Source organism: Microvirga calopogonii (assembly GCF_003347665.1).
GTDB lineage: Bacteria > Pseudomonadota > Alphaproteobacteria > Rhizobiales > Beijerinckiaceae > Microvirga > Microvirga calopogonii.
In genome coordinates, this window is the sequence record NZ_QDGA01000095.1 from 1 (window position 1) to 18,003 (window position 18,003).

Consider the following 18,003-nt stretch of genomic DNA (forward strand, 5'->3'; position numbering starts at 1 on the left):
GCGATCATCGACAGCCAGTCGGTCAAGACCACTGAGATGGGTGGACCACGAGGGTACGACGGTGCCAAGAAGGTGAAGGGCCGCAAGCGCCATCTGCTCGTTGATACGCAAGGCAATCTGCTGAAGAACAGCATGCAGCCCGCCGACATTCATGATCGCGCAGGCGCCGAACTCCTGCTGGAGGGGCTGCAGCATCTGTTTCCGGCCATTGAGCGCGTGTGGGCCGACACGGCTTATCGCGGGCTGAAGGACTGGTTGTGCAGAGCGCTGGGATGGAAGCTGTCGATTCCGCAACACTGGTGGAGTGAAGGCACCTGGATGCGGGCTGACGCAGAGCCGCCGACGCGACCGAGTGGCTTTCAGGTGCTCGCGCGAAGGTGGGTGGTGGAGCGGACCATCGGTTGGCTGACTACCAACCGGCGGCTGGCCAAGGACTACGAACGCCTGGTCGAGACCGGCGAGATGCTGCTTTACCTCGCCATGAGCCGCATTCTGCTGCGCCGCCTCACGCGAAAGGAAAGATAATTGCTCACCAGCCTCTAGGACATTAGGCGTCGCCGAAGTAACGCAGTCGATATGAAGAAGGGCATTACGCCAAAAAGGACTAGGACCCCAAGATGGAACATCACGTCGGCGACTGGCCGACCGAACATTGCTGGACGAACCAGGTCGATTGAATGTGCTAACGGCAAGAAAGCCACCACCTGCTGAACATTAGCCGGCAACTGAGATACCGGGTAGACAGCACCGGACAAGAACAGCATCGGTGTGAGGATCAGGGTCTGATAAAAGATGAAATACTCGTAGTTGGGCGCGATTGCCGCAACGATCATTGCCAGACTCGCAAAGGCGATCCCCGTGAGAGCGATCACCGGCACGACATAGAGAATGGATGACCACACTGCATACCCCAGAATGGCTGCGACAGTTGCAATCGCAGTTCCGGCCAAAAGTGCCTTAGTCGCTGCCCAGACAAGTTCCCCGATCACTATGTCGCCGAGGGTCAATTGCGTGTACAAGATCGCCTGCCAGCTCCGTTGATCGCGCATGCGCGCGAAGGCCGCATAGATGGTTTCGAATGTAGACGCCGTCATTGCGCTTGTCGCGACCATACCAGTCGCTAGGAACGCAATGTATGACATTCCTTCGACTCGTCCGACCATCAAGCTAAGACCGGTTCCGAGACCAAAAAGATAGATCATCGGATCCCCGAGACTACCGAGAATTGACACAAGCGCAGCTTTCTTCCACGCAATGTAATTGCGGCGCCACACTGCAGTCCAGTTCAACCAGTTCGCGGGCAGAACTGCCACATAACTTTCCCACATGTTTCATTCCTTCATCTCTCGCCCAGTCAGTCGTAAAAAAACATCCTCGAGGTTGGGGGGGCGCTGTAGAAGACGCAGATCCGAAAGCTCCCGTAGTTGTAGTCGCACCTGATCGGGAGTGGAGGAATAACAAAAGAGCGTTTCCCCACTTACCTCGATGCGTTGCGCGCATCCATTCATTAGCGCCCGCAATTCATAAGGATTGCCACCGCTGACCTCAATGACCTGGCAGCCAATCTGCTCGTCGATCAACGCTTGGGGCCGCCCTTCGGCAATCTTGCGTCCTTCTTCGAGAACGCATAGCCGGTCGCATAACCGCTCTGCCTCCTCCATAAAGTGAGTAGTAAGTAGGATAGTCTTGCCGCGTCCCAACAGAGAGCGCAGCCGCTCCCAAATCAGGTGACGGGCGTGAGGGTCGAGACCGGTGGTGGGCTCGTCCAATATGAGTAGTTGGGGATCGTTGATGAGGGCGCGTGCCAGCATTAGGCGCCGTCGCATACCGCCTGAAAGCTCCGCGGCCCGGGCGTCCGCCTTACCCTCAAGTCTGGCAAACTCCAGGAGTGACGGGATGACGGCTTCGATCTGACGGGTGCTCATGTTGAAGTAGCGCCCAAAGACCAACAGGTTCTCTCGCACTGTGAATTCCTGATCGAGGTCGTCGAACTGTGGAACCACCCCAATGCCAGCGCGCGCCAAACGAGCCTGCGCAGGCACTGGGGCGCCAAGCACCGTGATCTTACCTACGTCGGGCGGCGTCATACCGAGGACCATACGCGTAATGGTGCTTTTGCCGGCGCCATTCGGCCCAAGGAGCCCGAAGCATTCTCCCGCTTTGACGAAGAACGAGAACCGATCAACAACAGTCCGGCCATTGTAGGCTTTCGTTACGTCAACCAAACTAATTGCTGTCGCGGTCATGTGCTTGCCGAAAAGCCTTCCTACGCCACCAAGGACACATCGGTTCCGCTTGTCTTTGTAAACAACAAGCCATCGCACCAAACGTAGCTTACTTGTCCCCACTCACATGCCGCTGCGGCGTCCGGGAAAAAACCACGCCCGTGATAGTTGGCGCTCGTGTTGCACAGCAGAGGAATCCCCGTAAGACTTTCATATTCAGCTAAGAGTTTCGAAACTTCGTGCTCCGCGTTTCTCGAAATGGTTTGAAGTCGCGCAGTTCCATCAAGGTGTACTACGGCTGGGATCCTCTCTCGCCATTCATGGCGTGTTGTATGATCAAAGAGCATGAACGGATCGGGGGTGCCTGGGGCGAAGATCTCCTGTGCGCGGTCCTCCAGGCAAATTGGCGCTACAGGTCGGAAATCCTCGCGATACTTCACGGCGTTGAGGTGATCCTTCATTTGCGATGAAGTCGCCGCGGCAAGGATGCTTCTGCCCCCTAGCGCCCGTGGCCCGAGTTCAGCGCGGCCAGCAAGAAAAACAACCGGCTCGTTAGATGCCAGTATTCTGGCGAGTTCGGCCAAGCTGCATCGAGCCGTTTTCCAACCCGGAGGGATCTCGCTGTTCTTCAGTTTTGGGCCACTGTAAACTGACCAATCGAGCGGAGAGAGACCACCGTCAACGGCAAGTGCGCAGCAGGCGGCGCCAATAGCCGATCCGCTGTCGTTAGGGAATGGGGGAACCCAGACTGAGTCAAATAGGCCACTGGCTCGCAGTGCGCTGTTCCATTTGATATTGAGGCCGCACCCGCCGGCCACGCACAAGTTTCGTGATCCAAATTGCGACTGCGTCTGTAGAGTGCTAGTCAACTCCTCAACAAGAAGGCGCTCAACGAAGACATGAAACGATGCAAGGACATCTTCGGAACTCTCGCACTGCAATCGAGACTCGCTTGCGTCGAAATAGCCATTTACACGTGCAAGCAATTCGTCTGCGTTATGGGTGTTTTCTCGATAACTGACCGCAAGCGACGTTTCTCCAGCGAAATGTTCGTCGTAGAGTTCCCGAAACACGCTAACGATGTTCTCCCGAGCCGCGCCAAGCGCAATGTAGGCCATTAGCTTTCCGGCGACACCCAAGTCCCAGCCAGTTGAGTTTGCCTTCTTGTACGGCCCGAAGTGATGGCCCGCAACGGCATACGCATGGCCTATCATCGGGAAGAGGCACTTGATCAGTCGAGTTCCTTTTGGATCCACATAGTAGAGCCTAGGAAATATGCAGCCGTCCCAAACCAAACAAAGCGAAGGTTCCCCAGTTTTGGCAAACGGACTGGTGCAGTACGCGGAGACTACGTGTCCTATGACGTGCGGAAAGCTCTTGTAAGAAAGAATCGAGCCGCTGAGCGCCAGTCCTGAGCTCTCATGTGGCTTTAAGGGGTTCTCTGGCCACCGTTCGACGTAGGGAGCTCCCCTGAGAGTAATAGGAGCACCTTCGCTGAACACTTGGAACTCTGACTCAACTTCTCCGTCCCACCCGTCGATGACGAACTGGTCAACGTCCCCTATGCTCAAACCATGATCGTTCAAGATTTGGACAATCCCGTCGAGGTGTTCAATGGGTTTATAACGAGGATTGTTGTTGCGCTTCTCTTCCTCAATGCAGAAGATGAGTTTCCCGTCCTCGACGAGGGCGACTGCTCCGTCGTGCGTCAGTTTGATTCCACAGATGCGCATAAGATCTCCATATCTGACAAGGTAGTCGGATCAGCGAGAAACCGGGTGGCGATAACGGGTAAGCAAGCAGTCTTCGTTATTGGATCGGCCAACGCATCGTAAACGATCGACTTGGACGAGTTCCTGATCAAGGATCGTCATGACGGTCTCGGCGCCAGCCACGTGTCCCCATCGTCGGCAGTTTGCATCCCCCGCCGATCCGAATATTAAATGACCCGATGGCGCGAGCATCTTTGCCAGGTTGCGGACGGCTGCTCGCATGTCAGAGACGCTGTTGAGATAGTAGAGCACCTCAGCTACAACAATCAGGTCAAATACTTCTCGCGTCGAGAACCGGAGGATGTCGCAGGTTATCCAGGAGATATTCGGCGGGTCCTTCAGGCGATGCCGGGTTCGGTCGAGCGCGTGGGGCACCACATCAACTACGGTGAGTTTCTGACAATGCGGCGCAAGCATTTCAGTGAACGCACCAGCCGCACAGCCAACTTCAAGCCCATTCTCGATTGTTTCCTGCGCCACCGCCAGCCGCAGCATTTGCCTATGTCGCTCCCGCTCGAATGGATTGCTATCAAGCCGCCATGGGTCGTCTGCGGCTAGTTCATCATGCAGCAACTGATAAGGCTTCTCGTCGTCCAACATCCCGCGCCTCCTACCGCCCACCCTTCGACTGATGTTAGGTTTACCCGCCCTCAGGCTCCCCGTCAGTCCCAACATCCAAAGCTGACCAAAGCTTCGGGCGTTCCCAAGGATCCTGCCCCGTTGGTAGGGTTTGAGGTGACGGTGCTTCAGCACCCCGGGCCGCGCTTTGAGAGACTGACGCGCGAGAGAGCCAAGCACTGTTGCTTAGCGTACACAGCGCATAAGCTTTCAGGGGGAGGATGAGGAAAAGGTTAATTGGCGTGTGAGCGGCAAAACCTAAGAACCGAAACTGGCGAGCACGAAGCGCAGCCACACTGCACCGGATGATCGTCATGAACGTTAGAAGGGCAATCGTCAGCCACGGCACCGTGGCTGCCATCGCGACCTGTGCGATGCCCATCAATATTGATACGGCAAGAAGCAGCGGCCCTAGGTTCTGCCCGATCACGTCCAACGTGAGATAGCGGTCGAGGCTTCGCAGCAGGCGCAGTGCTTGGAACGTGTCGCGGAAGGTACTGCGCGCCCAGCGTAGCTGTTGTCGCAGATAGGGCGCGAGCCGCTCTGGCACAACTGTAGCGGCAATGGCGTCGGCGACATACTCGGTCTGAAAACCAGCTTTAAGCATTAGGATTGTGAGATGGCGGTCCTCGCCGAAATCGCTTGGCTTGCCTCTAAACAGCTGCGTCTCATACTGGTCGAGCAGCAAAAGCAGTGCAGATCGGCGGTACATAGCGCACGGACCACAACAGCACATCACTGCACCAAAGCGCGCCTGCGCCGCGCGCTCCTCGTTGCACGCAAGCCAGTATTCCATGTCGATCAATCGGGTCAGCCATGTGTGGCTGCGATTTCTGGCCACGAGTTGTCCCATTACGGCGCCCACGGACGGATCTCGCATTTTCTGAACGAGCTTTGTGATCACGTCGGGCGCAAGTGTGGTGTCTGAGTCGACATTCAGCAGCAAGTCACCGGATGAGCGGCGAATCGCGGCGATCTGCGCCTTTCGCTTTCCGGCATTGCTTGGGAGAATAATTAAATTGAATCGTGGATCCCTGGCATTTGCGATGTATACCCGTGCGAGGTCCTCGTGGTTTGCAGAACCATCATCCACCACGTAAAACTGCAGTTGTCCGGTATAATCTTGATTTGCGATAGACGAGAGGCATGCTGCGAGGACACCCGGATCTTCATTGAAGCAGGGTACAATCACATCGACGCTAGGTAGTCCATCTAAAGCGACGTTCGTGGGTGGGACAACGAGAGATCTCGCAGGGGGCGCATACAATGCCTGCATCCCTTTATAGACGCCCGCAAGAAGCGCATACGATGAAATGGTCACTGTGCCGGCTGTGCCAAGTAGGTCCATGCGATACCGTCCGTTAGTTGTGCTGGGAGAGCAATCGGATAGCAAAGCCACGGTCATGCAGTCCGGTAATGAGATGAGAAAGTGCCATCAGCGTTTGGTCGCGGAGGCTCGAAAGCTTCTGTTGCGCGAGCTCGTTGGGGGGGCACCCATCGTGCAACAGCACGATGTCGCCGGGCTGAGCTGAAGCCAGCACCGCATCAGCGATTACGTTAACACCAGGACGGGACCAGTCTCTCGGATCTACGGACCAATGTACGGCTTTTAGTCCCGCGCGCGCCGAGATGCTTAGTACGTCCTCAGTCCAGAGCCCATATGGAGCTCGCATATATTTGGGTCCGGCCTGGGGACAGGCAGCCTTGATCGCTCTGCTTGTTTCTATGATTTGATGTTCAACTTCCTCCGGTCCACATGTCGTTAGATCCGGATGCGTCATCGTATGGTTACCAACCTCGTGCCCTTCGGCAACCATACGCCGGATAAGTTCTGGATGGTCCGCAGCATAGGCGCCGATGACGAAGAAGGTCGCGGGTACGCGTCGTTCCGCTAGAACATCGAGGATCTCAGGCGTGCATATTGGGTTCGGCCCATCGTCAAACGTCAGATAGACGCTACGGTCGCGACTGTGGCCCAACACGTTGCAAATGCAATCCTGTTGTCTCATAGCTCTGGGCCATTACGATCGATCAGAGTGCCGGAGGGCCATTCGTCCATCGAGCACGCTATCGGAAAAACGACGACGAGCGGGTCTTCAAGTCGCGTGGTCTCCAGATCGGGATAGACCTCTGCTTGAGTAGAGCGAACGAGGACCCCGGGGAGGACGGTCGCGATGCCGCCGCGGCACAGTCTTTCCACGTGTCTGTGCAGCGCGTATCGAACCGTGCCGAATCCAAAGGGCACTCCGAGCCGCTTCAACTCCGGATACATGGTAAACATTGAATGAGAAAGCCCAAGGCCTTCGAGGTCGGCACGGACACCCCACAACCCCAGCTCCCCCACTAGGAGATCAACGGCCCCGACTTTGATGAATCGTCGCAACAGGCCCATGTGCGCTGCAATGCCACGCGAGTCGTAGCCAATCACCCGCATTTCGGGCCGCGCTCCGGCCCAGCTGCGCCCACCTTCGAAGGGCTGCGCGTTGAACGCGCCCGTCGGGCCGTAAGTATCACGAAAGAATGCAGAAAGTGCTGAGTGATCTTCGACTTGCAGTTCACTTTCCCAGCAAAGTTTCCATCGCACGTCAGGGGGCATTGTATCTCTCTACGTCGCCTAGTGTTGTGGGAGCCCGATGCTTAAAGCTTGCAGCATCAGAAAAGCCATTTGTTAAACTCATGCAGCAATCACCACACGCCGTGAAATCGATTGTTTGGATGAAACGCATCCATCCCTTGGATTGAGGGTACCTGCGAGCGCGTTTGACGGGGGATGGATGCCCGCGGTGTTGTCACATTTACTCTGTGGTCGAAACCAGGCGGGTAGACGGGCTGGCATGAGCAGGTTCGTCAGCTAGAAACGCCATCACTTCCCACGCGAGATAGACATCGGCTGGGTACGGCTCTACTTCGGGCCCCAATAAGCCGCCGGCGCGTCGAAGAGTTGCTACACAAGCGTGCATCGCCGTCTACTATGAGACCTTCTGCCGGTGGGCGCTAACGTTCGTTCCTCCTTAAGTCCCACTGCTCTGCCGTTGGTACCCACCTTCAGCGCCTCAGCAGCTTGGCGCGGCGGAGGTTGGGCGTGGGAGTTTCGACACGAGGCAGGCAAATCATCGTAACCGCGTCAGCGCCCCCGGTTTCAGCTAACGCGGTGTCGTGGCTGGCGCCCACCACCAGCGTCAAACGTGCCAAGTTAGGCATGTTGAAGAACAGGACAGGAGCCACTCATGATGTTGGAGATCGCCACGAGGGGTTCTGGTACTAGAAAGAATGTCTCGCAGTTGCGCGGGGCCGACAGGAGCGGGAAGATCGTCTGACGCAAATCGCTGCGTCGTAGCCAGGCTCCGAGGTTCTTCGGAACCATATCCCGTTGCCGGATCGGATTGGAGGCTTGCGCGACCGCTCACCAATGGGTGCGCACGCTGATAGCCTCCGGTCACGATGTTCGCCCCATCCTTCCTGCTTACGTCAAACCCTATCAGAAGAGGTGATCGATGACACGCTGTCACTCGTGTCTCACCGAATTCGCGGTTCCCGGGTGTTCGTTGAACGAAAGCCGGCCGCCTCGTCTCCGATGGTGATGACAAATCGCCTCCAGTTGGCGCAGAGCCTCGTCAATCTTCTTCAGAATGCACTCAGCGCCTTGGAGGCACAGCCGGAGCCTCTGGTCGAAATCGCGCTCGCCGAGATGGGAGAAGTAGTCGCTATGTCCGATCGGGATGTCGGTCCCAGCCTCGCCCTCAACATCTGCCGGAACCTAGGCATACCGTTTGCTATCGACAAAGAAAACGGCCTCGGTGTTCGCCTGATCATTTCGAAAGGGATCACACGGGGACTCGGTGGCTCATTGCGTCGCGATGCAAAGCATGAGAAAGGGGCTTCGTTCACGGTCGAGCTGAGGCGTGCGGGATGAGTGCTGAAAAAAGACCGGTCATATTTGTGGATGATAACGAGGACCTGCTACGGGCAACCAGGCAGATGCTGGAGCTTGCCAACTTCGTACCGATCCTTTTCCGCTCAGCCGAGTCAGCGCTCGCCACAATAGATAAGAACTTCGAAGGGCCTATAGTGAGCGACATTCGCATGCCTGGAATCGACGGGCTCCAGCTCTTCGAACGGGTGAAGAGGATCGATCCGAGTATTCCGGTCGTCCTCATCACCGGACATGGCGACGTTGGATTGGCTGTCGCCGCGATCAAGGATGGCGCATACGACTTCATTGCGAAGCCATATGCGGCGGAGCGACTATTAGAGACACTGCACCGTGCTTCGGAGAAGCGGCACTTGGTTCTGGAAACCAGACGGCTACAGGACGCGGTCGTCCTATCCGCTGGTGATATGCCGCTCATCGGGAATGGGCCGGCCATGAAGCGGCTGCGCAAGACGCTCAGCCAAATTGCCGATACTAATGTAGACGTCCTCGTGGAAGGAGAAACGGGGACCGGCAAAGAGGTAGTCGCCGAGTTGCTGCACCAATGGAGCAAGCGGCGTACGAAGCCCTTTGTCGCACTAAATTGCGGCGCGCTACCAGAAAGTGTCTTCGAAAGCGAGCTTTTTGGACACGAGGCAGGCGCTTTCACAGGAGCGCGGAAGCGCCGGATTGGCAGAATCGAGCATTCAGACGGTGGGACGCTTTTCCTCGATGAAATTGAGTCTATGCCGCCCGCGCTTCAAGTGAAGTTGCTCAGAGTACTCGAAACCCGGCAGATTGCGCCGCTCGGCACCAATGAAACCCGAAGGATCAACCTTCGTGTTGTCGCTGCGACGAAGATCGATCTCGGCAATCCATTGATCCGCAAAGATTTCAGGGAGGACCTCTACTACCGCTTGAACGTCGTGACGTTACACATTCCACCACTTCGCGAACGCCCGGAAGATGTTCTGGCACTTTTCGGCCATTTCCTTGAGCGCGCGTCCAAACGTTTCGGTCGTCCAGTGCCGGAGATGACCGCGACCGTGCGTGACCATCTCATGGGCCACAATTGGCCGGGCAATGTTCGCGAACTCGTTCATTTCGCTGACCGCGTCGTCCTAGGGCTCGAGCCGACACAGAAAACCTCGGTTGTATCAGGTCAAAGAAGTGGGACTGCACCAACCCTAAGTCTTGCTGAAAGGGTGCGCCGCTACGAGGCAACCGTAATTCGTGAAGCCTTACAGGAACATCGCGGCGATATGCAACAAGTAATGGAAAGACTTCGAATTCCGCGTAAAACTTTCTACGATAAATTGAAACGTCACGGAATAGACTCGGCCTCTTATCGTGAGAATCGGGAGTATTAAAAACTTCCCCGAACCCGCACTGTGCGGAAACACTGACATAATGAGTTGGGGCCAGCGCGTCGGATTAGTTAAGCCGCTTGCACCGATCCCTACGCTATGTTCCCTCCGCCTTTAACTATTGTCCTTGAAACATGCCTGCTCGTCCGACGCGCCAGCGGCAATATGGCATTTCCGGCCAGGTACTTTGTTCTCGTTTCGGGGCTGCAGCTCGCTGGGGTTGTAACATAGTTCCGTTTGCATGATCACCGACAAGTAGTTTCGACGATGCTGGATCCGCTAGTGGAGCAGTACCATCCGAAAGGTGAGACACGGCTGCAGGACCTGCAGCGGACCATTGGGGCCATTCCCTAGTAGCCTGGGAGGAGTGCCAAGTGGCGGGCCGCCCAGCTGAACTGGGCTCAGGGTAGCGGGCAGCTCAGACGGCCACACATTGGGCGCAGCTGGGGGTCTGGGAGCGTGTGCCCATCAGGTGGAGGAGCGCGGCATCCAGCTCGGAATGACGTTCCTCGACGGCACCAGCGTGCCCGCATAAGAAGATGGCCAGCGCGCCGAAAACCGGGCTCAAGCTTGATGAGACCGTCGTAAAGCACTTGGCCGCCTGATCCTAAGTGTGTCGAAGGGCTCGTTGGAGGCGCGGCACCAAGGCTCGCATGGTCGCCGAGTTCTCGGATACGCCGTTGCCTTCCGGATCCTGCCCGGTCAGGCGAAAGAGTTGCCACAGGCAGCCGCTTTGCCGGACAGAGCCTACCATCTGTCCCAACGTAGGTCGTCGAAGACCGCGGCTGCACCAGCCATGCCCATCGTGCCTATGTCTGGAGCAGGGGGGCGTCCGGCGATTCCACCGCAGCACCGTGAGGCGCCGCTCGCCTGTCCAGACGGAATCCAAAGGGCGGGTCTCGAAGCGTCAGCACGGACCTCCTCCGCGTCCGTCTGTATTGGCTTCATGGATGAGTGCTATCCAAACAATGAATTTTACCAATGCCACTGCCATGTCTAGAAAAGGTTGAATTGTAGTGGAGGCGAGTGCTGCAGGATCCGACGCCACCAACTCGACCGGCGCTGTGGTTAATCGATGACCCATCGGGTGCCCACGCTCAGTCCAACTCGCCTCCTTGAACTCCGAAAACCGGGCGACCGCAAAATGCCTGTTTCGCATCGCATTAAGAACCGGTTCGTCGTCTCTCGGAGACGCACCGGATTTGGTGACTGCATATGGTCGCTCGCGGCCGCATGGCAGTACGCTCAGCGCACGGGGCGAACGCTCGTTGTTGACTGGCGCGGGTCGTGCTATCTTGATCGACCCTTTGCGAACGCATTTCCGGTGTTCTTCGAGCCGATCAAAGACATCGCTGGCGTACCGGTTATTTGCGACGATCAGGTCAACCAGTTCTCATTCCCGGGGCCGTTCTTCCCGGACTGGTGGAATAAGTCATCCATCGATTGTCTTTACCGCCCCGATGCGCAGATTTTCCGAGAACGCGATGAACTCGGCGATCTTTTTCAGACCCAAGACGATGTTGCCGCCAACACAGTTATCTGTGACGCCTGTTTGATGTGGCGTTGCGACGAGGAAGCCGAGCGGCAGGTTTTTCGGAGCATCAAACCTCGATCCGAAATCCAGAGTCGCATCACGGCCGTCCATCAGGAAAGCTTTGTAGGGTATAGCGTCATTGGCGTTCATGTTCGTCATGGCAACGGCGAAGACATTATGGGCCATGCACCCTATTGGGCCGACCCGGAGCTGGCAGTGCGCCAAGTGTGCGAAGCCATTAACAAGGCCACAGCATTACTTCACCCAAAACCCGTCCGGATATTCTTGTCTACGGACAGCGCGCAGGTAGTGACTCACTTGTCTAGCGTCTTTCCCGACCTCATCACCGTCCCCAAGAATTTTCGACCTCATCAGGCTGGCCCGCTACACAGCCCGGAGCTTGGCGTTGACGGCGGCATTTCCGCTCTCGTTGAGATGTATCTTCTCGGGCGCTGTGACACTGTCATTCGCTTTCCGCCGACAAGCGCTTTTACACGCTATGCACGCCTTTCTGTCCCGCGAGTGATTGAGTTCGACGTGCAAGATCCGAGCCGTTTGATCCTGATCGAGGGAGAGACGAGATGCCTCTAGCACTCAAAAGGCGCTCTGCCTCCCCCATACTCCACATGCCGCAAGCATCGAGAAGTTCTCAGTTAGTATATGCGGGCTCAGGGATGCTGGACAAGTGGCTGCCCCACCCTCAGGTATTCAGGCGCAACGAGCTCGGCAGCCCTTCTATGGGAAGCACCCGGCGCCACGCATCTGCCCTGCCCGAAGCGGGATTGTCGTTTCTAGCGCACGCGGCCGGAACGACTTGGTGCTTTCAGGATGCCATCAAACGTTTCAAAAGTGACAATTAGGAAACTCGGTATGACGTCAGGCCCAAGCACGGCAGTAAGCCTGGAGGCTCCGTACCCGCTAGTCGGAAAGCGAGTATGGGTCGCAGGACATACAGGTATGGTCGGAAGCGCTGTAACCCGAGCGCTCACCACCGAGGGCTGCGAGATCGTCGTGGCCGACAGGCGGAAGCTGGATCTGACGCGGCAAGAGGAGGTCCGGCATTTTCTGTCACAATCAAAGCCACATGCGGTTATTATGGCGGCGGCGAAGGTGGGCGGCATCCTAGCGAACGACACTGCGCCTGCCGACTTCATCTATCAGAACCTGATGATTGAGGCCAACGTGATCGAAGCCTCATTTAGATATGGCGTTGAGAAGCTCCTCTTCCTCGGATCGAGTTGCATCTACCCGAAGTTCGCTTCGCAGCCCATTAAAGAAGAGGCGCTACTGAGTGGTCCACTTGAGCCAACCAACCAATGGTATGCAACTGCAAAAATTGCAGGCATTAAGCTGTGTCAGGCCTTCCGCATGCAGTATGGCGTTGACTTTATCTCAGCCATGCCGACGAACCTCTATGGTCCCCGTGATAACTATGACCTTATGGCCAGCCATGTCGTGCCCGCGCTGATACGCAAAGCACACGACGCAAAGACTAGAAACCTCGATCGCATGACTATATGGGGCAGTGGAACGCCTCGCCGGGAATTCCTGTACAGTGAAGACTGTGCCGATGCAGTGGTCTTCCTACTTAAGCATTACTCCGAAGCCGAGCACATAAATATCGGATTCGGCAGCGACATGACCATTATTGAACTCGCCCGTCTCATCTGCAACGTTGTTGGCTTCAAAGGTGACATAGGTCTCGATAGATCCAAACCAGATGGGACGCCACGAAAGCTCTTGTCCAGCGAGAAATTATTGTCCATGGGGTGGCGCCCAAAAACATCCTTCGAGGTTGGTCTGGCTAGATCCTACGAGTGGTTTATCAGCAATGTGCTCGATAAAGAGGGCCGCTAATCGGGTCGGAGTCAGCTCTTTCCGAGACTGCCACGGCGCGCCCTTCGAACTCGCGACGACATGCCATGACCCGTAAGGATGAACGGTTACGGGGTGGGCTCCTCGAGCCCCCGACTGAAATAGAAATTGCTGCGAAGTGTCGTTCCGCGAGAGCACTCCGATGTTGGGCGCTATGACCCAGCGGTTGGCATTCACACCTTGTCGGCCGTGTCAAATCGACTTCGGGAAACCACCACCACGCCCGAGAAGCACATACAGGTGGCCTCACATGGGATTGCGCCTCGACGCCCTTTGTGTCGCCGGTGCCAGATCGAGCAAGCCTTTGCAGTTGAGCGTAGGCTCTCAAAGGAGCAGAGTCCAGGACCGCGCGCGTGACCATGAACGCAAATCCGTTCTCCGGAATTGTCCAAGACCACCGCACCAAGCCCCCTGAAGGCCGAATTTATCAAACAGAGGCAAACGTTATGACGCACAAGACCGCTCTCATCACTGGAGCTACAGGGCAGGATGGCGCTTACCTATCGGAATTGTTGCTCACGAAGAACTATATTGTCCACGGGACCAAGCGGCGTTCGTCGTCCTTCAACACAGAGAGGATCGACCACCTCTATGAGGATCCGCACCTGCGGGGAGGGCGGTTCTTCCTCCACTATGGGGACATGACAGACTCTACGAACCTTATCCGAATTATTCAGGAGGTTCAGCCGGACGAGATTTACAACCTGGCAGCGCAGAGTCATGTTCAAGTCTCGTTCGAGACGCCCGAGTACACCGCCAATGCGGATGGGGTCGGTGCTCTGCGGGTGCTCGAGGCAATCCGAGTTCTTAAACTTGAGGACAAGACACGCTTCTATCAAGCTTCCACGTCGGAGCTCTACGGCAAGGTTCAAGCAGTGCCGCAATCGGAGACTACGCCCTTCTATCCGCGTTCACCCTATGGCGCAGCAAAGCTTTACAGTTACTGGATTACCGTAAACTACCGTGAAGCCTACGGCATGCATGCGTCGAACGGGATCCTCTTCAACCATGAAAGTCCGATTCGGGGTGAGACTTTCGTCACGCGCAAAATTACACGGGCGGTAGCCGCAATCAAATACGGATCCCAGAAGACGCTTTATCTTGGAAATCTTGATGCGAAGCGCGATTGGGGTCACGCCCGTGACTATGTCGAGGGTATGTGGCAGATCGTGCAGTATCCGGAACCAGGTGACTACGTGCTTGCTACCGGTGAAACGCACTCGGTACGTGAGTTCGTCGAGAAGGCGTTTGCCTGCGTTGGAACGACTATTGAGTGGCGGGGCACCGGAGTAGCCGAAAAAGGTATCGATTGCGGATCAGGTGAAGTCTTGGTTGAGATCGACCCGCGCTACTTTAGGCCGACGGAGGTCGATCTTCTGATCGGCGACCCATCGAAGGCAAAGCACGTTCTTGGATGGCAGCACCGTACCCGGTTCGAGGACCTTGTACAGGAGATGGTCGACCAGGATCTTCAGAGGGTTTTCAGAGAGCACAACCGAAAGAGCCGGCATGATTAAGCTTGCCTTTGGCGAGGCAACCGGCGTACCAGAGTATATGCATCCGGCATTGCCGGAAGACCACCGGTAATTTGGACGTTTTGCACCTGTGCCGGGGCACGAACAAACCCGCCTCGCACCGGACTTGCCGCCTCGCGGCCGCAAAAGAAGCCGCGAAAGCCGGTCAGGCTTTGTCGTGCCAGTTGCCGGTCCCAACGCCGGTCGAGCGCGCCGGCCTTTGATAGCTGCTATCGCTGTGGGTAAATGATTGCAGGATGACAGCTCGAAAGCATCCAAGCAAAGATAGAGAACGCCGCCGGCATTTGGGGAACATTGCCTAAGGGGGTTTAAGAGGAAGAAGCTGAGTGACTACGTCCAATCCTTACATCATTCCCGTTATAATGTGTGGTGGGTCCGGTACACGCTTGTGGCCAGCGTCGCGCGAAAGCATGCCCAAGCAGTTCATCAAGGTTTTGGGCGATCTGTCGACCTTCCAGACCACCGTCCGACGCGTAACCGCTTCAAAAGTGTTTCTGCGCCCGATTGTCCTGGCGAGCAATGATGTACGATTCATCGTAGCCGAGCAGTTGGTAGAGATCGGTTGCGACGCTGACATAGTGCTCGAGCCCATCAGGCGGGAGTCAGCCGCTGCAGTCGCCATCGCAGCCTGCCACGCGGCCGAGCGACATACCGAAGCCGTTGTTATGACTTTGCCAGCAGATCACGTGATCGGTAATGACGCTGCCTTTTTTGAGGCAAGCCACGCCGCCGCAACGGTCGCCCGAAACGGCGAGATTATGGCTCTTGGCGTTCGTCCGAGGCACCCCGCGACTGGCTATGGCTATATTAAACCGGGGGACTATATCTCAGGCACCGATGCACTTCGTGTCCAGAGTTTCGCCGAGAAGCCAGATGCGACGACTGCGGCACAGTACATCGCAGACGGCTACCTCTGGAACGCCGGCTATCTCACATTTCGACCGGATGTAATGCTGGCGGAGCTTGAGATGCTTGCGCCCGCCGTCCTAGATGCCGCGCGCAAGGCGCTCGCGCTCGCGTCAACTGATCTCGATTTTGTGCGGCTCGACGCGTCAGCACTTAGGCAGGCTCCCCGGATATCGATCGATTGCGCTGTCATGGAACGTACTGCGAAAGCCGGTGTTCTTCCCGTGGAGTTCCCCTGGTCGGATGTGGGGACTTGGGGCACGATGTGGGAGGCCGCTCAAAAGGATAGTAGCGGGAACGTGCTGCGCGGCGACGTCGAATTAATCAGTGCGAGGAACAACTTTGTGCTTAGCGAAGATGTTCTAACCACCGTTATTGGCGTCGACAACGTTGTGGTTATCACGCAGCAGGATGCAGTGCTGGTCACCTCACGGGAGCAATCTGATCGGGTCAAGGACTTGGTTGCTTTGCTGCGGGCCAAGAAGCGGCCAGAGGCGGACGAGCATATTCGCGTGTATCGCCCGTGGGGATGGTATCAGCGGATCGATATAGGAGCGCGGTTCCAGGTCAAACGAATATCCGTGAAACCGGGCGGGAGACTGTCACTACAGAAGCATTATCACCGAGCCGAGCATTGGATTGTCGTAAAAGGCACCGCTGAGGTGACTGTCGGTGAGAGCGTAATCGTCCTGCACGAGAACGAGTCGGTTCAGGTTCCAATCGGGTCAGTGCACCGGCTCGTCAACCCAGGCAAAATTGGGCTTGAGATTATTGAGGTACAAGTTGGCAGCTACACAGGCGAGGATGACATCGTGCGGATTGACGACATGTATGGCCGCTAGAAACTAAAGCGACTCCGCGCTGCTCAATCAAGCGGACACCGACACCGCAATCTGATCAGCCTGTCCAGAAAAAGATGCTGCATGCGAGCTTCCCACTGCCTGTAGAGTTGCGCGCCAATCCTGGCGCTGAGTTCAATATTCGTCAAACCCGAGAGTGCTCTCCAGATGATAGTGTTCCTTCACGGATGGACTTGCTCCGAAAAAATGGAGAGCCTTTCATGAAGCAGGAGGATCTCCATGCCCCAGACACGCTTTACGAGAGAGTTCCAGGATGAGGCGGTGCGGCTTGCTCTGACCAGCGGCCGCAGCCGGCGTGCGATTGCCGCGGATCTCGGGGTCGGCCTGTCGACCCTGCGCCACTGGATTGATCGCCGGCGCGAGCACCAGATCGATGATCCGCCCGAAGAGCGCCAAGAGGACATGGCGGCCGAGTTGAAGCGACTGCGGCGCGAGAACGAGATCCTGCGCCAGGAGCGGGAGATCCTGAAGAAGGCCACGGCTTTTTTCGCCAAGGAGGGAAGTCGATGAAGTTCCGGTTCATCGATGTGGCGAAAGAGGAGTTCCCCGTCACCCGCCTGTGCCAAGTTCTCGGCGTGAGCCAGAGCGGCTATTTCGCCTGGCGATCGCGTCCGGCGAGTTGCCGTCAGCGGGAGGACCTGGTGCTCTTGGCCCATGTCCGCTCGGCCTTCATCCGCTCGCATGAGACCTACGGCAGTCCCCGCATGACTTGCGAGTTGCAGGATAAGGGCCTGAAGGTCGGTCGCCGTCGGACTGCTCGGCTGATGCGCGAGAACGGGTTGAAAGCCCGGCAGAAGCGGCGGTTCAAGCGCACCACCGACAGCCATCATGGCTTTCCGATCGCGCCCAACCTGCTCGAGCAGGACTTCTCGGCCGAGCGCCCGAACGAGAAGTGGGCGGCCGATATCTCCTATCTGTGGACGAACGAGGGCTGGCTCTATCTGGCCGTCGTCCTCGATCTCTTCGCCCGCCGGGTGGTCGGCTGGGCGGTCAGTGACAGCCTCCACAAGGAACTGGCGCTCGAAGCCCTGCGCAAGGCTCTGGCGATCCGAAGACCTGGTGAGGGGCTGATCCATCATGCGGATCGCGGCAGTCAATATTGTTCGAACGAGTATCAGGCCGCGCTGAAGAAACACGGCATCCAGATCTCAATGTCCGGGAAAGGCAATTGCTTCGACAACGCCGTTGTTGAGACCTTCTTCAAGACCTTGAAATCTGAGCTGGTCTGGCGCACCGTCTTTGAGACCAGAGCCGAGGCCAAGCAGGCGATCGGCCACTACATCGACGGCTTTTACAACCCCGTCCGGCGTCACTCGACACTCGATTATGTCAGTCCGGTTCAGTTCGAAAGGCTGGCCGAATAGCTAGCAAACCGCTCTCCACTTAAGCGAAGCAAATCCA

Annotated in this window: 15 protein-coding genes; 8 read left to right on the forward strand and 7 right to left on the reverse strand. The window is 56.9% G+C overall.

Translation table 11 applies throughout. The features are described 5' to 3' along the window. A partial coding sequence (locus DDF70_RS30035) for an IS5 family transposase (protein ID WP_114948351.1) occupies positions 1-525 on the forward strand: 525 nt, incomplete at its 5' end. Between the two features lie 14 nt (positions 526-539). Here the strand turns inward: DDF70_RS30035 and DDF70_RS30040 are convergent. Genes DDF70_RS30040 through DDF70_RS30070 form a run of 7 tightly spaced genes read right to left on the reverse strand, consistent with a single transcriptional unit; the run spans position 540 to position 7,211 of the window. Then, the gene (locus DDF70_RS30040; protein WP_114948352.1) at positions 540-1,328 is read right to left on the reverse strand and encodes an ABC transporter permease; all 789 of its coding nucleotides are present in this window, start codon (positions 1,326-1,328) and stop codon (positions 540-542) included. Positions 1,329-1,331: 3 nt separating this feature from the next. Beyond that, a complete protein-coding gene (gene nodI / locus DDF70_RS30045; protein ID WP_114948353.1) occupies positions 1,332-2,246 on the reverse strand; it encodes a nodulation factor ABC transporter ATP-binding protein NodI in 915 nt (304 codons plus the stop codon). A gap of 20 nt (positions 2,247-2,266) precedes the next feature. Beyond that, the gene (nodU, locus tag DDF70_RS30050; protein ID WP_114948354.1) at positions 2,267-3,958 is read right to left on the reverse strand and encodes a nodulation protein NodU; all 1,692 of its coding nucleotides are present in this window, start codon (positions 3,956-3,958) and stop codon (positions 2,267-2,269) included. Between the two features lie 30 nt (positions 3,959-3,988). Beyond that, positions 3,989-4,597 carry a nodulation methyltransferase NodS gene (gene nodS / locus DDF70_RS30055; RefSeq protein ID WP_162820782.1) on the reverse strand — a complete coding sequence of 203 codons (609 nt, stop codon included), beginning with the start codon at positions 4,595-4,597 and terminating at the stop codon, positions 3,989-3,991. Positions 4,598-4,637: 40 nt separating this feature from the next. Then, positions 4,638-5,963, reverse strand: a complete 1,326-nt coding sequence (gene nodC, locus DDF70_RS30060; RefSeq protein ID WP_114948356.1) for a chitooligosaccharide synthase NodC — start codon at positions 5,961-5,963, stop codon at positions 4,638-4,640. Between the two features lie 13 nt (positions 5,964-5,976). Next, positions 5,977-6,624 carry a chitooligosaccharide deacetylase NodB gene (gene nodB / locus DDF70_RS30065; protein WP_114948357.1) on the reverse strand — a complete coding sequence of 216 codons (648 nt, stop codon included), beginning with the start codon at positions 6,622-6,624 and terminating at the stop codon, positions 5,977-5,979. Continuing rightward, positions 6,621-7,211 carry a NodA family N-acyltransferase gene (locus tag DDF70_RS30070; RefSeq protein WP_114948358.1) on the reverse strand — a complete coding sequence of 197 codons (591 nt, stop codon included), beginning with the start codon at positions 7,209-7,211 and terminating at the stop codon, positions 6,621-6,623. Before DDF70_RS30070 ends, nodB begins: the two co-directional genes overlap by 4 nt. 891 nt (positions 7,212-8,102) lie before the next feature. Between DDF70_RS30070 and DDF70_RS30080 the strand changes: the two genes are divergently transcribed. The 7 genes from DDF70_RS30080 (at position 8,103) to DDF70_RS30110 (ending at position 17,966) form a co-directional block, all read left to right on the forward strand. After that, positions 8,103-8,528 (forward strand): ATP-binding protein, encoded by a 426-nt coding sequence (locus DDF70_RS30080; RefSeq protein WP_162820783.1) that lies wholly within the window; start codon positions 8,103-8,105, stop codon positions 8,526-8,528. Continuing rightward, complete coding sequence (locus DDF70_RS30085) at positions 8,525-9,895, forward strand: sigma-54-dependent transcriptional regulator (RefSeq protein WP_114948360.1); 1,371 nt, start codon at positions 8,525-8,527, stop codon at positions 9,893-9,895. Before DDF70_RS30080 ends, DDF70_RS30085 begins: the two co-directional genes overlap by 4 nt. A gap of 1,141 nt (positions 9,896-11,036) precedes the next feature. Next, on the forward strand, positions 11,037-12,017 hold the full coding sequence (locus DDF70_RS30090) for a nodulation protein NodZ (RefSeq protein WP_281024405.1): 981 nt from the start codon (positions 11,037-11,039) through the stop codon (positions 12,015-12,017). 279 nt (positions 12,018-12,296) lie between these two features. Further along, positions 12,297-13,283 carry a GDP-L-fucose synthase gene (gene fcl / locus DDF70_RS30095; RefSeq protein ID WP_114948361.1) on the forward strand — a complete coding sequence of 329 codons (987 nt, stop codon included), beginning with the start codon at positions 12,297-12,299 and terminating at the stop codon, positions 13,281-13,283. A 464-nt stretch (positions 13,284-13,747) separates the two neighbouring features. Beyond that, positions 13,748-14,818 carry a GDP-mannose 4,6-dehydratase gene (gene gmd, locus DDF70_RS30100; RefSeq protein WP_114948363.1) on the forward strand — a complete coding sequence of 357 codons (1,071 nt, stop codon included), beginning with the start codon at positions 13,748-13,750 and terminating at the stop codon, positions 14,816-14,818. A gap of 344 nt (positions 14,819-15,162) precedes the next feature. Next, positions 15,163-16,584: a mannose-1-phosphate guanylyltransferase/mannose-6-phosphate isomerase gene (locus DDF70_RS30105; RefSeq protein WP_281024404.1), complete on the forward strand. Its 1,422-nt coding sequence runs from the start codon at positions 15,163-15,165 to the stop codon at positions 16,582-16,584. Positions 16,585-16,821: 237 nt separating this feature from the next. After that, positions 16,822-17,966, forward strand: a protein-coding gene (locus DDF70_RS30110; protein WP_425374111.1) for an IS3 family transposase whose coding sequence is annotated in 2 segments (ribosomal slippage) — positions 16,822-17,080 and positions 17,080-17,966 — 1,146 coding nt in all. Because the reading frame shifts where the segments join, the coding sequence is not laid out codon by codon here. Positions 17,967-18,003: the final 37 nt, after the last annotated feature.